At 62.8% G+C, this 14284-nt stretch carries 14 protein-coding genes; 8 read left to right on the top strand and 6 right to left on the bottom strand.

The genetic code is table 11. The features are described 5' to 3' along the window. Window positions 1–53: 53 nt before the first annotated feature. Complete coding sequence (locus tag CO667_RS22155) at window positions 54–824, top strand: TIM barrel protein (RefSeq protein ID WP_097620401.1); 771 nt, start codon at window positions 54–56, stop codon at window positions 822–824. Here CO667_RS22155 and CO667_RS22160 read toward each other — a convergent pair. Then, a complete protein-coding gene (locus CO667_RS22160) occupies window positions 821–1357 on the bottom strand; it encodes a hypothetical protein (protein WP_097620402.1) in 537 nt (178 codons plus the stop codon). The two genes, CO667_RS22155 and CO667_RS22160, sit on opposite strands and share 4 nt — an antisense overlap. Before the next feature lie 130 nt (window positions 1358–1487). Here CO667_RS22160 and CO667_RS22165 point away from each other — a divergent pair, with 130 nt between their 5' ends. After that, a complete protein-coding gene (locus CO667_RS22165) occupies window positions 1488–1961 on the top strand; it encodes a cupin domain-containing protein (protein WP_097620403.1) in 474 nt (157 codons plus the stop codon). A 39-nt stretch (window positions 1962–2000) separates the two neighbouring features. Here CO667_RS22165 and CO667_RS22170 read toward each other — a convergent pair whose 3' ends face one another. The 5 genes from CO667_RS22170 to CO667_RS22190 form a co-directional block, all read right to left on the bottom strand. Further along, window positions 2001–3110: a sn-glycerol-3-phosphate import ATP-binding protein UgpC gene (locus CO667_RS22170; RefSeq protein WP_097620404.1), complete on the bottom strand. Its 1110-nt coding sequence runs from the start codon at window positions 3108–3110 to the stop codon at window positions 2001–2003. A 12-nt stretch (window positions 3111–3122) separates the two neighbouring features. Further along, window positions 3123–4037: an ABC transporter permease subunit gene (locus CO667_RS22175; protein WP_097620405.1), complete on the bottom strand. Its 915-nt coding sequence runs from the start codon at window positions 4035–4037 to the stop codon at window positions 3123–3125. A 10-nt stretch (window positions 4038–4047) separates the two neighbouring features. After that, window positions 4048–4932, bottom strand: a complete 885-nt coding sequence (locus CO667_RS22180; protein WP_097620406.1) for a sugar ABC transporter permease — start codon at window positions 4930–4932, stop codon at window positions 4048–4050. Window positions 4933–5057: 125 nt separating this feature from the next. Further along, window positions 5058–6413 carry an extracellular solute-binding protein gene (locus CO667_RS22185; protein ID WP_097620407.1) on the bottom strand — a complete coding sequence of 452 codons (1356 nt, stop codon included), beginning with the start codon at window positions 6411–6413 and terminating at the stop codon, window positions 5058–5060. 363 nt (window positions 6414–6776) lie between these two features. Then, window positions 6777–7982, bottom strand: coding sequence for an ROK family transcriptional regulator (locus CO667_RS22190; protein WP_097620408.1), 1206 nt, complete (start codon window positions 7980–7982; stop codon window positions 6777–6779). Between the two features lie 222 nt (window positions 7983–8204). Between CO667_RS22190 and CO667_RS22195 the strand changes: the two genes are divergently transcribed. The 6 genes from CO667_RS22195 (at window position 8205) to ugpC (ending at window position 14265) form a co-directional block, all read left to right on the top strand. Next, window positions 8205–9443 (top strand): extracellular solute-binding protein, encoded by a 1239-nt coding sequence (locus CO667_RS22195; protein WP_097620409.1) that lies wholly within the window; start codon window positions 8205–8207, stop codon window positions 9441–9443. A gap of 73 nt (window positions 9444–9516) precedes the next feature. After that, complete coding sequence (locus CO667_RS22200) at window positions 9517–10401, top strand: sugar ABC transporter permease (RefSeq protein WP_097620410.1); 885 nt, start codon at window positions 9517–9519, stop codon at window positions 10399–10401. Next, on the top strand, window positions 10401–11246 hold the full coding sequence (locus CO667_RS22205) for a carbohydrate ABC transporter permease (RefSeq protein WP_097620411.1): 846 nt from the start codon (window positions 10401–10403) through the stop codon (window positions 11244–11246). Before CO667_RS22200 ends, CO667_RS22205 begins: the two co-directional genes overlap by 1 nt. Next, window positions 11243–12265, top strand: coding sequence for an SIS domain-containing protein (locus tag CO667_RS22210; RefSeq protein ID WP_097620412.1), 1023 nt, complete (start codon window positions 11243–11245; stop codon window positions 12263–12265). Before CO667_RS22205 ends, CO667_RS22210 begins: the two co-directional genes overlap by 4 nt. Then, window positions 12266–13195, top strand: a complete 930-nt coding sequence (locus tag CO667_RS22215) for a PfkB family carbohydrate kinase (RefSeq protein ID WP_097620413.1) — start codon at window positions 12266–12268, stop codon at window positions 13193–13195. Next, the gene (ugpC, locus tag CO667_RS22220; RefSeq protein WP_097620414.1) at window positions 13192–14265 is read left to right on the top strand and encodes a sn-glycerol-3-phosphate ABC transporter ATP-binding protein UgpC; all 1074 of its coding nucleotides are present in this window, start codon (window positions 13192–13194) and stop codon (window positions 14263–14265) included. The genes CO667_RS22215 and ugpC overlap by 4 nt, the downstream gene beginning before the upstream one ends. The last annotated feature ends 19 nt before the right edge of the window (window positions 14266–14284 follow it).

Below are 14284 nucleotides of genomic sequence, written 5' to 3' on the forward strand. Positions count from 1 at the left end.
GCGAGAGGCTCCGATCTGTCGCATGCCTGCATCCAGAGATGGGAGGAGTTTTCATGCAACGTTATTCAGCCTGCATAGAGTGGCTGTTTGCCGAAGAGGGCGACAGTTTTCCCGATCGCATCCGCCGCGCCCATACGGCCGGCCTGACGGCAATCGAATTCTGGCGCTGGAGCGACAAGGATCTCGACGCGATCGAGGCGGCGCTGAAGGAAACCGGCCTTGCCGTCTCCAGCCTCGTCGCCGAACCGATGATCGCGCTGACCGACGCCGCCAACCGGCGGGCCTGGCTGAAAGGCCTTGCCGAATCCGTCACCGTCGCGAAACGTCTCGGCGCGCCGGTGCTGATTGCCCAGGCGGGCGACGATCTCCCAGGCCGGAGCCGGCAAGAACAGCGCCGGACGCTGACCGAAACGCTGAAGGCCGGCGCCGATATTCTTGCAGGCAGCGGCGTGCGCCTCGGCGTCGAGCCGCTCAACATCCGCATTGATCATATCGGCTATTTTCTCGATTCGACCCGCGAAGGCCTCGACATCATCGATGACATCGCCCGCCCCGAGATCGGCATCGTCTACGACATCTACCATTCCGCCGTGATGGACGAGCGCACCGAGGAGGTGCTGAACGGCCGTCTCGACCGCATCATCCACGTCCATGTCGCCGATCACCCCGGCCGCAACGAACCGGGCTCCGGTGATATCGACCTTGCCCATCGCCTCGGCTGGATCTTCGCCAACGGTTACGACGGCGCCGTCGGTCTGGAATATCGGCCGACCGGGCCTAGCGCGGACGCCGTCAGGGCAGCGATCGCCTTGCTCGGCGGCTAGGCCGGATTTGCACCTTCGGCAAAGGCCTCAAGCTCGGGGTCGAATTCGACCTCGACGACATTGTTGAAAACGGCCGTGGCCAGCATGATGCCGGCGAAGGCGACAAGATCTACCAGCACCTTGGTCTCGTAGCGCTGTTTCAGCTTCACCCAGAGCTCAGTGGGAACGGCGTTGGAATCGGCGACAACAGCCTTGCCGAAGGCGGCAAGCAGCGCTTCCGCCTCGGAAAGCTCCAGCGCGTCCGGATCGAAACCCTTGTTGATCAGCGCCCGGCGAAAGAAGGTGACGGCGATCTTCGATTGCGCCGTCTTCGAGATCGCATGCGAGAAGATCCAGATCTCCCGGTCGCTGACAGCAGGATCGAGCTCGGCCCGCAGCGTGAACCATTCGGCATAGATGCGATGGGCAGCCGGCGAATGTAGGAGGGTGCGCTTCATGTTGGTCATGCGTCCGCGCAGCTTGATTTCCTCGTCATGCGCCGCCCGAATCTCTTGCGAAGCCGTGTCGTAGTCGATCTGCGGGAGGTGGCTCATCGGGTCTGCTCTTTCCTTTTGGTCAGGGGCATCGGGTCGCCGAGATGGTGTGCGGGTGCCTGACGGCAAATCCGCTTGGCCACCGTGCCGCTCCCGCCTAGACTGACCAAATCCGAGATGGAGGCAAGGCATGAGCGACGACCACGAGCATCATCACGTCGACTGGCGCGAACATGGCGTCAAGGTCATTCCCGGCAATTCGCTCGATCCGAACACCGCACAGACGCCGGGCATGAACCGCGCCACCGCGATCAACAATGCCCGCGCCGGCGCCGAAAGGATCTGGGCCGGCACGGTGACCATCCATGCCAACGCCAAGACCGGCGCCCATCATCACGGCGATCTCGAAAGCATCATCTACGTGGTCAAGGGCAAGCCCCGCATGCGCTGGGGCGAGCATCTGGAATATACCGCCGAGGCCGGCCCCGGCGATTTCATCTATGTCCCGCCCTTCGTGCCGCACCAGGAGATTAACGCCAGCCGCGACGAGACGCTGGAATGCGTGCTCGTCCGCTCAGGCCAGGAACCGGTCGTCGTCAATCTCGACATCGAGCCCGTGGAAAAGCCGGAAGACGTGCCCTGGATCGACCCGATCCATCGCTGATATCGGGCGCCCAGGCGGGATCGGAAACGGTTGCGGCGCTCAGGCGTGAACGACGCCGGCGCCGCTCGTGGCGGTGTTCTCGATGATCCGGCCGGTATCGGCGGCATAAAGATGGATCGCGTTATAGTCGATGGCGATGCCGATTGGATCGCCCGACTTCACCTTCACCGCCTCGGTCAGCGCCACGGCAAAGGGCAACCCGTCGAAATCGGCGTGGACGACGCGGCTTGCGCCGAGCTCTTCGATGAAATCGGCCGTTGCGGTGAGGGCGCCGGGCGCATCCGGGGCCACCAGCCGCGCGGCTTCGGCGCGCATGCCGAGCACGACGCGTTTGCCTTTCAGCGGTGCGGCGCGCTCGCGCGGCAGCGCGACCTTGCGGCTTTGATCGTAGACGAAGACGCCCTCGTCATTGATCGTGCCCTCGAGCAGGTTCATCGCCGGCGTGCCGACGAAGCCCGCGACGAAGCGCGAGACCGGATGATGATAGACCTCTTCCGGCGTGCCGACCTGCTCCACCCTGCCGCCGTTCATCACCACCAGCCGGTCGGCCAGCGTCATCGCCTCGGTCTGGTCATGCGTGACGAAGATCGAGGTTGCGCCGAGGCGGCGGTGCAGGCGGCGGATTTCGGCGCGCATGGCGATGCGCAGCTTGGCGTCGAGGTTCGACAGCGGCTCGTCGAAGAGAAACACCTTCGGTTCGCGGATCATCGCGCGGCCCATGGCGACGCGCTGGCGCTGGCCGCCGGAAAGAGCGGCGGGCCGACGGTCGAGGAAGGGTTCGAGGCTGAGCGCCTTGGCGACCTCGCCGATGCGCCGTTGACGCTCCGCCTTCGAAACGCCGGCCACCTTCAATGCGTAGCCGATATTCTCGGCAACGCTCATATGCGGATAGAGCGCATAGTTCTGGAACACCATGGCGCAACCGCGCTCGCGCGGCTCCAACTGGTTGACGACGCGGCCGTCAATAGCGATTTCACCGCCGCTGATTTCCTCGAGCCCGGCGATCATCCGCAGCAGCGTGGACTTGCCGCAGCCTGACGGACCGAGGATGACGATGAATTCGCCGGACTGAATCTCCAGGTCGACGCCGTGAACGACGGGATTCTTGCCGTAGCTCTTTTTCACATCACGGATTGAGATCGGTGCCACAGCACTATTCCTTCACTTCTCGGTGGAGATAAGGCCGCGCACGAACCAGCGCTGCATCAGGATGACGAGTACCAGCGGCGGCGACATGATGATAAGTGTGCCGGCCATGGCGACGTTCCAGTCGGGCAGGCCGAATTCGGACGGGATCAGGGTCTTGAGCTGCGTCACCGCGATGCCGAAATTCGGATCGGTGGTGATCAGCAGCGGCCAGAGATATTGGTTCCAGGCCCAGACGAACATGATCGTGAACAGTGCGATCATGTTCGGCCGCGACAGCGGCAGCAGAATATCCCAGAAGAACCGAACCGGACCCGATCCGTCCATCTTCGAGGCCTCGGCCAGCTCGTCCGGAACCGTCAGGTAGAACTGCCGGTAGAGGAAGGTGCCGGTCGCGGTTGCGACCAGCGGCAGAACGAGACCGGGATAGGAATTCAACAGGCCCCATTCGAGCTTGATCTGGATGCCGGTGATCTGCGCAACGAGCCAGCTTATTCCGGTGAAGTCGAGGATCGTCTGGAATGGCTGCAGCGCGTTGGCCGCAATCGAATAGGTCGGCACGATGCGAACCTCAAGCGGCAGCATCAGCGTGATGAAGATGATCCAGAAAATCACATACCGGCCGCGGAAGCGGAAGTAGACGATCGAGAAGGCCGCCATGGCGGAAAGGATGACCTTGCCGGCGGCGACCGACGTGGCGAAGATGATGCTGTGGACCAGCTTGTTGCCGAGATCGGCGCGAACCCAGGCGGTCTGGACGTTTTCCCAGAAATGCGAACTCGGAGTGAGCGGCAGCGGCACGCGATTGACCGTTTCCAGATCGAGCGTCGATGCAACGATGACGATGAAGAAAGGCAGAAGCGCGATCAGCATGCCGAGCGCCAGGAGCGTATAGCAGATGAAGTTGAATATCGGCGTGCGTTCGATCATGTCCGAGACCTCACTTGTAATGCACGCGCCGCTCGATGAAGCGGAACTGGAAGATGGTGAGCAGGACGACGAGCAGCATCAGGATGATGGACTGCGCCGCAGCCCCGGAATAATCGAGCCCCCTGAAGCCGTCGAAATAGATCTTGTAGACCATGAGCTCGGTCGCGCGCGCCGGACCGCCCTGCGTCATGACGTCGACGATACCGAAGGAATCCTGGAAGCTTTCGGTGATATTGATGACGAGCAGGAAAAACAGCGTCGGCGTCAGCAAGGGGAGTTGAATATCCCAGATACGGCGCATCGGGCCCGAACCGTCCATGGCGGCGGCCTCGATCAGCGAGCGCGGAATGCCTTGCAGCGCCGAGAGGAAGAAAATGAAATTATAGCCGATATATTTCCACGAAAAGGCAATGATGACGGCGATCATCGCGTCCTTGCCGTCGAGCGCCGGGTTCCAGAGGCCGGGCCAGACATGATTGATGACCGAGAGAAGGCCGGCCTCCGGCGCCAGGATGAAGCGGAAGGCAAGGCCGAGAGCGGGAGCTGCAATCGCGTAAGGCCAGATGAAGACCGACCGGTAGATTTTATGGCCGCGCAGCTCACGATCCGTCAACAGCGCCAGGATGAGCGCCAGCCCCATGGCAATGGCCGTCGAGCTGAAGCCGAAGATCATGCTGCGGGTGATCGACTCCCAATAGATGGGATCGCTGAGCAATTGCTTGAAATTGTCGAAACCGACCCAGGCATTGCCGCCGCCCCACGGCTGCTCGAGCGTGAACGCCCAATAGAGCGCCTGCGCACTCGGCCAGTAGAAGAAGACGAAGATCAGCAGCAGCATCGGAAACGCGAAGAGCAGTCCGATCGTCGTCGAGGAGAAAGTGACGCGCTTTTCCATGGGGAGTCGTTTTCGCCCTGGTTTGGTTTAGGCGGGTGGCGCGTTTCGCCTCCGCAGCCGGTATGAATGTACAAGGACACACCCGGCACGCAAAGCGCGGGCCGGGTGCGGCTCATATCGGTCGATCAGGGAAGCTGAACGTTCTTGTAGGTCTGCTGGAAACGGCGCAGCAGCTGGTTGCCGCGTTCGGCAGCGCTATCGAGCGAAGCCTGGACATCGGCATTGTTGACGAAGATTGCCTGCAAGCCATTGGCGATCTCGGTGCGGACCTGCAGCAGGCCGCCGAGGCGGATGCCATGCGGGGCTGCGTCGCCAGCCGGGGAAACGGTCAGGCTCTGAATGGCGAGCTCGCGGCCGGCATAAGGAGCCTTGTCGTAGAAGCCCTGCTTCTTCAGATATTCGAAGCCGGAGTTGCGAACCGGGATGTAGCCGGTCACGGTCGACCAGGTCAGCGCTTCTTCCGGCTTGGCAATGAAGTTGAAGAAGGCAGCGGCAGCCTTGTATTCAGCGTCCGAATGACCCTTCAGAACCCAGAGCGAAGCGCCGCCGACATAGGAGCTGTGACGGGTGGCATCGCCGTAGGTCGGGAGCATGGCAACGCCCCAGTTCATGCCCTGCTTGGCGGTGCGGCCGATGTTGCCGTGGTCGCCGACCGAGGTCAGGATGACTTGGCAATCGCCGGCAGCGAAAGCTTCGACGAAGGTCTGGCCGACAGCCTTGTTCTTGATGACGGCGAGCTTGTTGTCGTACCAGGACTTGAGGTCCTTGATATAGCTGACGAGCAGCGGGTTCTTGTTGAACACCAGCTCGGCATCGAGACCTTCAAAGCCGTTCTTCTTCGTGGCGATGGCTTCGCCGTTGATGGCTTCGAACTGCTCGACATACTGCCAGATCTCGTTGTTGGAGATATCGAAGGCGAGCGGGCAAGCATAGCCCGCGTCCTTCAGCGCCTTGAAGTCTTCGCCGGCTTCCTTCCAGGTCGCCGGAGCGTGATCCTTGCCGATCTTGGCGAAGGCGTCCTTGTTCCAATAGAGCAGTGCGGTCGAAGAATTGAAGGGGAAGGAGTACATCTCACCCTTCGAGGTCGCGTAGTAGCCTGAAATACCGGAGAAATAGTCCTTCCAGTCGACGGTATAGCCCGTGTCGGCCATCAGCTTGTTTGCCGGGTAGTAGGCGCCGGAAAGCATGATGTCGAGGGTGCCGGCGTCGGAAACCTGGGCGATGGTCGGCTGCTTGCCGGCGCGGAATGCGGCAATGGTGTTCTGCAGGGAAGCGTCGTAGCTGCCCTGGCTGGTGCAGACGACTTCGTAATCGGCCTGCGACTGGTTGAAGCGATCGCACTGTTCCTGGACACGCTTTGCGATGTCACCGGAATTGCCGAACCAGAAGTCGATCTTGGTCTTATCGGCGGCGGCGGCGGGACCAGCAAGAAACGCTGTAGCGAGAAGGGCACCAACGGCGCCGAGAAGCTTGGCTTGCATGAGAACCTCGAACGTAAAAGGGACGCGCACTTTCAGCGCACGCCCTATTAGCTGGTTCAAATTGCCGCGGCCAATGAATATTACATGACATGAAACGATCGAAATCGTGCCGTCACAAAACCTTCATGCGGATGTTATTTGCCGCGGCCGAGGCTATATTTAGAGAAACCTCGCCGGCCACTCCAGCGCACTGCCGAACAGATATATTTATATTCGAATAAATATAATTTTCAAGGGTTTTCAATATTTGCCTATATTGCAGCAGCGCGTCTTTATTCGCCGATATCGTCGCGTGAAACTTGCAAAAATGGCCATCTTTTCTGCTGTTGCACTGCTGTGCAACGCCCGGTTTCAGCCTCTGAATCAGAGGGAATCCTTCAAAATTGCAGCAAAATGCGGATCGAATGCACGGCTGATCGGTCCGGCGGCAGCCCCGAGCGCCACCGACCAGGGATCGGCCATGCCCGGCTGCAGGCGCGGCAGCGTCCGGCCGCGTCGTTCGGCGATCGAGGGCAGCAGCGGCCCGATGGCGGCGATCAACCTGTTCACCAGTGCGTCCGGGGCGCTGCCGCAAAGGATCACCGTCTGCGGATCGAAGATCGTTTCGATGAGATGGACGCTCCAGCGCAGGTCCGCTGCCGCCGCTTCGATCCAGCTCTCGATGCCTGGATCGCCCGCCAGGACGAGGTCGTTGATCTGTGCATGCAGATCGGCATCGGCCGGATCGATCGACAGGTGATGGTAGAGCGAGGCAAGCGAGGCGCGATGTTCGAGCGGCGTCGATTTGCCGTCGGCAAACAGCAGCGCCATGCCGATCTCGCCGGCGTTGCCGTTGGTGCCGCGGTAGAGTTCGCCGTTCAGAATGAGACCGGCGCCGATGCCGTAGCCGACGAAGAGGCAGACGGCATGGTCGAGACCATGGGCGGCTCCCACCATGCGCTCGGCGGTCGCTGCCGCCGCCGCATCGTTCTGCAGGCCGACATCGAGCCCGGTGCCGGCGGTCAGCGTTTCCAACAGCGGAAACTTCTGCCAGGCCTCCATCATCCAGGGGTCGTCGCCATTGCCGGCGACGCCGAAGGGCCCGGGCATGGCCGCGCCGAGGCCGACCAGCCGCTTTTCCGACTGCTGAACGATCCCGGCAAGCTTTGCACGCACGCCGGCAACGAGATCGAGGATGACCTTCGCCCCTTCCGACGGACCTCCTGTGGGAAGGCCGGCCTCATCGCGCACGAGAACGCTGCCGACGAGATCGACCGCGACTGCCCGCGTCACATGCCGGTCGATCTGCAGACCGATCGCAAAGGCGCCCTCGGGAACGAGCCGATAAGGCGTCGAGGGCTGACCTCGGCCCTTCCTCACCGCCTCCTGCGAACGGACGAGGCCGTCGCGCTCGAGTTCTTCGATGATATTCGACACGGTCTGCTTGGTCAGCCATGTCGCCCGCGCCAGATCGGCGCGTGAAAGCGCTCCATTCATCCGCAAGGCATCGATCATCACGCGCCGGTTATGGGCGCTGGTGCCTTCATGGTTGGTGCCGCTCTTGGCCCGGATCGGCCTGCTGTCATTCATGTGCAATTGCCTCTTGACTCCAATAGAATGTTGAAGAAGTAATAAGTCAAGACAATTGACTTAATAAGGGACCGGAGAGTCCCAGGGAACGCAGGAGGCCGGACAAGGCCCCGACGACGCTCCGAGACGAAAACCGGCACGTGTCCGCGCGTGCCTTCTCGAACACCGATGGCGGAAAGACCGCCCTCGGCCATGCGTAAATGTCACAAACTGGAGGCTGCAATGCTGAAATCCCTTACCAAGACGCTTCTGGGTGCGGCCTTGATCGGCGCATCCTTTGCACCGCACGCTTTCGCCGAAACGACGCTGAACGCGCTCTTCATGGCGCAGGCCGCCTACAGCGAGGCCGATGTGCGCGCCATGACCGACGCCTTCGCCAAGGCGAACCCCGACATCAAGGTCAATCTCGAATTCGTTCCCTATGAAGGCCTGCACGACAAGACGGTGCTGGCGCAGGGTTCCGGCGGCGGTTACGACGTCGTGCTCTTCGACGTCATCTGGCCGGCCGAATACGCCACCAACAAGGTGCTGGTCGACGTCACCTCGCGCATCACCGACGAGATGAAGAAGGGCGTGCTGCCGGGCGCATGGACCACCGTGCAATATGACGGCAAATATTACGGCATGCCGTGGATCCTCGACACCAAATACCTGTTTTACAACAAGGAGATCCTTGAAAAGGCCGGCATCAAGGCGCCGCCGAAGACCTGGGACGAGCTGACCGAGCAGGCAAAGACGATCAAGGACAAGGGCCTGCTCGCTACGCCGATCGCCTGGAGCTGGTCGCAGGCCGAGGCCGCGATCTGCGACTACACCACGCTCGTCAGCGCCTATGGCGGCGACTTCCTCAAGGACGGCAAGCCGGCCTTCCAGACCGGCGGTGGTCTCGATGCGTTGAAATACATGGTTTCCAGCTATGCATCCGGCCTGACCAATCCGAATTCCAAGGAATTCCTGGAAGAGGACGTCCGCAAGGTCTTCGAAAACGGCGATGCCGCCTTCGCTTTGAACTGGACCTACATGTACAACATGGCCAACGACCCGAAGGACAGCAAGGTCGCGGGCAAGGTCGGCGTCGTGCCGGCGCCGGGTGTGGCCGGCAAGAGCGAGGCTTCGGCCGTCAACGGCTCGATGGGCCTCGGCATCACCTCGGCCAGCCAGCATCCCGACGAGGCCTGGAAATACATCACCTTCATGACCTCGCAGGCGACCCAGAATGCCTATGCCAAGCTCAGCCTGCCGATCTGGGCCTCCTCCTACGAGGATCCTGGCGTCACCAAGGGCCAGGAGGAGCTGATCTCCGCCGCCAAGGTCGGCCTTGCCGCCATGTATCCGCGCCCGACGACGCCGAAATATCAGGAGCTTTCGACCGCGCTGCAGCAGGCGATCCAGGAATCGCTGCTCGGCCAGTCCTCTCCCGAGGACGCGCTGAAGTCCGCCGCCGACAATAGCGGCCTCTGATCAAGCATGAAGACCCGGGCGGCGCCTGCCGTCGCCCGGTCTCCAAAACCTATAATGAAGAAGGGTCGCCTTGATGTCGGGCACTTGGCTGACAACCCGCGCGTGGCTTTTGATGCTGCCGCTTCTCGTGGTCATGATCTCAGTCATTGGCTGGCCTCTGATCGATACCGTCGGCCTCTCCTTCACCGACGCCAAGCTTGTCGGCACGCAAGGAAACTTCGTCGGCATCGACAATTACGCCAAGATGCTTACCGGCTCGAATTTCCAGCGCACGCTGATCACCACCGCGTGGTTCGCGATCGTCTCGGTCGCCGCCGAAATGGTGATCGGCGTGCTGGCAGCCCTGCTGCTGAACCAGCAGTTTCGCGGCCGCACCGCGCTTCGCGCCCTGATGATCCTGCCCTGGGCGCTGCCGACCGTCGTCAACGCCACACTCTGGCGGCTGATCTACAATCCGGAATACGGCGCACTGAACGCCGCGCTGACCCAACTCGGCCTGCTGGAGGCCTACCGCTCCTGGCTCGGCGAACCGGGCACGGCGCTGGCGGCCCTCATCGTCGCCGATTGCTGGAAGAATTTCCCGCTTGTTGCGCTGATCGCGCTGGCCGCACTCCAGGCCGTGCCGCGCGACATCACCGCCGCCTCGCTGGTCGACGGCGCCGGCGCTTTCGCCCGCTTCCGCTTCGTCATCCTGCCCTATCTCGCCGGTCCATTGATGGTCGCCCTGGTGCTACGCACGATCGAGGCCTTCAAGGTGTTCGACATCATCTGGGTGATGACCCGCGGCGGCCCGGCCAACAGCACGCGAACGCTGTCGATCCTGGTCTATCAGGAAGCCTTCTCCTTTCAGCGGGCGGGCTCGGGCGCATCGCTGGCCTTGATCGTCACGCTGCTGGTGACGCTGCTTGCCGCCGGCTATGCCGCCCTGGTGCGCAAGACCGCCGGGAGTGCGGCCTGATGGAACGCCAAAGCCCGCTTTTTTCGGTCTTCATATATGTCTGCGCGCTGCTGCTTGCCGCCGTCATCCTGGCGCCGATCCTGTGGCTGTTCATCATGAGCATCTCGCCGGCCGCCGATCTTGCGGCAAAGCCGCTGCGCTGGTGGCCGCAGGCGGCGGATTTTTCACGATACCAGATCCTGCTCTCGACACTCGAAAACAGCGCCGGCGCCGCCTTCACCTCGTCGCTGCGCAACAGTATCGAGGTTGCGGGCATGGCGACGATCGCCGCCATCGCACTCGCCATTCCGGCCGGCTGGGCGGTGTCGCGCACGCCCTCTGTGGGATGGTCGCTGTCGATGGTGATCGCCACCTACATGCTGCCGCCGGTGGCTCTCGCCGTGCCGCTCTATATGGGCCTTTCCTATCTCGGCATGCTGAACAACGTCTTCGGCCTTGCCCTGGTCTATTTGACGATCCTCGCCCCCTTCACCACCTGGCTGATGAAGTCGGGCTTCGATTCCATCCCGCGCGAGATCGAATCCGCCGCGATGATCGACGGCGCCGGCCTATTCCAGACGCTCAGGATCGTCACGCTGCCGCTCGCCGCCCCCGTGGTCGCGACGTCGAGCCTGTTTGCCTTCCTGCTGGCCTGGGATGAATTCTTCTATGCGCTGCTCTTCACTTCGGACCAACGCGCCAAGACGCTGACCGTCGCCATTGCCGATCTCGCCGGCGGCCGCGTTTCCGATTACGGACTGATCGCCACGGCAGGCGTGCTCGCCGCCCTGCCCCCGGTGCTGATCGGTCTCGTCATGCAACGCGCCCTGATTTCCGGGCTCACCAGCGGCGGCGTCAAGGGATGAAGATGACAGAAGAAACAATCCGGCCGGCCGGACTTGCCGCGATCGACCGCGAAATGGCGCGCCAGCATGCCGATGCGATCGCCTCCTATGAAGCGGCCCAGCCAATGGCAGCCAAGGCCGCCGCTTCGCTGAAAAAGACCGGCAGGTTGCTGCTCATCGGCATGGGCGGCTCGCATGCCGTCAACCGCGCCGTCGAGCCGCTCTACAGGACGCTCGGCATCGATGCCGTCGCTTTGCCGTTGTCCGAACAGCTCGGCCAGCCGCTGCCGATCGCCGGCAGGACGATCTTCGTCACCTCGCAATCCGGCGAAAGCGCCGAGGTCGTGCGTTGGTTCAACGAGACCGGCGGCACGCAGGAGACCTTCGGCCTGACGCTCGAAGGCAGCTCTTTCCTCGCAAGAACAGCCCCGTCGCTGGTCGGCGCCGGCGGCACCGAGCTGGCTTTCGCCGCAACCCGCAGCCTGACGGTGACCTTCGCCCTGCATCTCGCGATCCTCGCCGCCCTCGGTGAAGATCCGGATGCAGCGCTCGCCATCCTCAAGACGCCCGAAGACCACGATATCGCCGATGCCCTCGCGGCACTCGAAAACGTCGGGACGGTCGTTACGTCGGGACGCCGTCTGCAAGGCGTTGCCGAGGCGTTGGCGCTCGGATTGACGGAGCTGTCGCGCCGCCCCTGCTTTTCGCTTGAAGGCGGCCAGTTGCGCCATGGACCGATGGAGATGCTGGGGCCGGAGGTCGGCGTCGTGCTGTTCCGCGGTATGGACCAAACCGCCGACCTGGTGACGGCGATGGCGGTGTCCGCGGTCGAGACCAGCGCTCCGGTCATCCTGTTCGACGCCTCGGGCGAAGTGCCGGTCGCCAGCGCGGTGACGATCCACTTTGTCCCGGCAACGGGCCTTGCCGCGATCTTCGCCATGCTGCCGATCGCCCAGCGGCTGATGATCGCCTTTGCCGATGCCCGCGTGGAGAATGCCGGAACGCCGGTTCGATCCACCAAGATCACCCGGAGCGAATGAATGCGGCCGCTTGCAGTCATCGGCAACGTCAATGTCGACCTGATCCTTGGACCGGCCGCCCCCTGGCCGAAAGCCGGGACGGAAATCATCGTCGACCATGACGAGTTGCGCGTCGGCGGGGCCGCCGGCAACAGCGCGCTCGCCTGGCAAGCGCTCGGTGTCGAATTCGAGATCGCCGCCAATATCGGCAGTGATCAGTTCGGCCGGTGGCTGAGTGAAGCCTTCGGCCACCGTTCCGACAAGTGGCCGGTACGTCCTGAGAAAACGACGCTCTCCGTCGGCATCACCCATCCGGACGGCGAGCGCACCTTCTTCACGACGAGAGGCCACCTGCCGCGCTTCAGCCTGGCAGACGTCTTTGCCGTCATCGAGGGCGCACGACTGCAGGGCGGCTACGCGCTTCTCTGCGGCTCGTTCCTGACCAACGATCTGACAGAAGAATACGGCAAGTTCTTTGACTGGGCCGACAGCCATGGCATCACCGTCGCGCTCGATACCGGCTGGCCGCTCGACGGCTGGACGGACGAGAATTGCGCAGCGACACGCGCGTGGCTCTCCCGCAGCGGTGTCGCGCTGCTGAATGAGGTCGAATCGACGACACTTGCCGGCATCGCCGATCCGATCGAGGCCGCGCGTCACATCAGGTCGCATATGCCGGCGGGTGCGATCGTCGTCGTCAAACGCGGCCCGGACGGCGCTCTCGCGATCGGGCCGGACGGCAGCTTGGTTTCGGTGGCAGCACCCGTTGTCGAGGTCGTCGATACGATCGGCGCCGGCGATGTCTTCAACGCCGTCTTTCTCGCCGCGCTCGCAAGCGGTGAGCCGCTGGTTTCCTGCCTGAAGGCTGGAACCGAGGTTGCCTCGCGCGCCATCTCCACGCTTCCCCGCACCTATGGCGGCCCCACATCTCTTCAGGAGCCCGTGCGATGAGCGCGCTCGAAATTCAAAACATCCGCAAGACCTATGGCGACGTCGAGACGCTGAAAGGCATCGACATCTCGTTGGAAAGCGGCGAATTCCTGGTGCTGCTCGGTTCCTCCGGCTGCGGCAAGTCCACGCTGCTGAACATCATCGCCGGCCTTGCCGAGGCAACCAGCGGCGACGTCAGTATCGGCGGGCGTTCCGTGCTCGGCGTTCATCCGAAGGACCGCGATATCGCCATGGTCTTCCAGTCCTACGCGCTCTATCCCAATCTGACGGTGCACAGAAACATCGGGTTCGGCCTGGAAATGCGTAAAGTTCCGGCACCGGAGCGCGACAAGGCCGTGCGTGATGCGGCAAAACTTCTGCAGATCGAAAACCTCCTCGACCGCAAGCCGAGCCAGCTCTCCGGCGGCCAGCGCCAGCGTGTCGCGATCGGCCGCGCGCTGGTACGCAAGCCGGAGGTGTTCCTCTTCGACGAACCGCTCTCCAATCTCGACGCCAAGCTGCGGATGGAGATGCGCACCGAGATCAAGCGGCTGCACCAGATGCTGAAGACCACCGTCGTCTATGTCACCCACGACCAGATCGAGGCGATGACGCTGGCAAGCCGCATCGCCGTCATGCGCGACGGCCGCATCGAGCAGCTCGGCACGCCGGAGGAGATCTACAACCATCCGGCAACGCTTTATGTCGCGACCTTCGTCGGCGCGCCGCCGATGAACCTGCTGAAGGCGACGGTGCGTGACGGCCGCCTGGCGCTTTCGGGCTCCGATGCCAGCCTGCCCCTGCCCGCCCGTTTTCACGAGGCCGCCGGCCATGGCCGCGACTTCATCCTCGGCATCCGTCCCGAGGCGCTTCGCACCGATGGCGCCGGTCCGTCGATCGAGGCAACCCTGGAGGTCGCGGAGCTGACCGGCCCGGAACTCGTCGTCACCGCCCTTGCCCGCAATCAGCGGCTGACGGCCTGCCTGCCGCCGCGCACGCCGATCCGCGACGGTGAGAAACTCACCCTTTTCTTCGACGAGGAGGAGATGCACCTCTTCGATCCGAAGACTGGTCTCAGCTACCTTCGTTAGCGATGCCGATCCGCCATCT

Origin of the sequence: Rhizobium sp. L43, from assembly GCF_002531725.1 — a bacterium.
Lineage (GTDB): Bacteria > Pseudomonadota > Alphaproteobacteria > Rhizobiales > Rhizobiaceae > Rhizobium.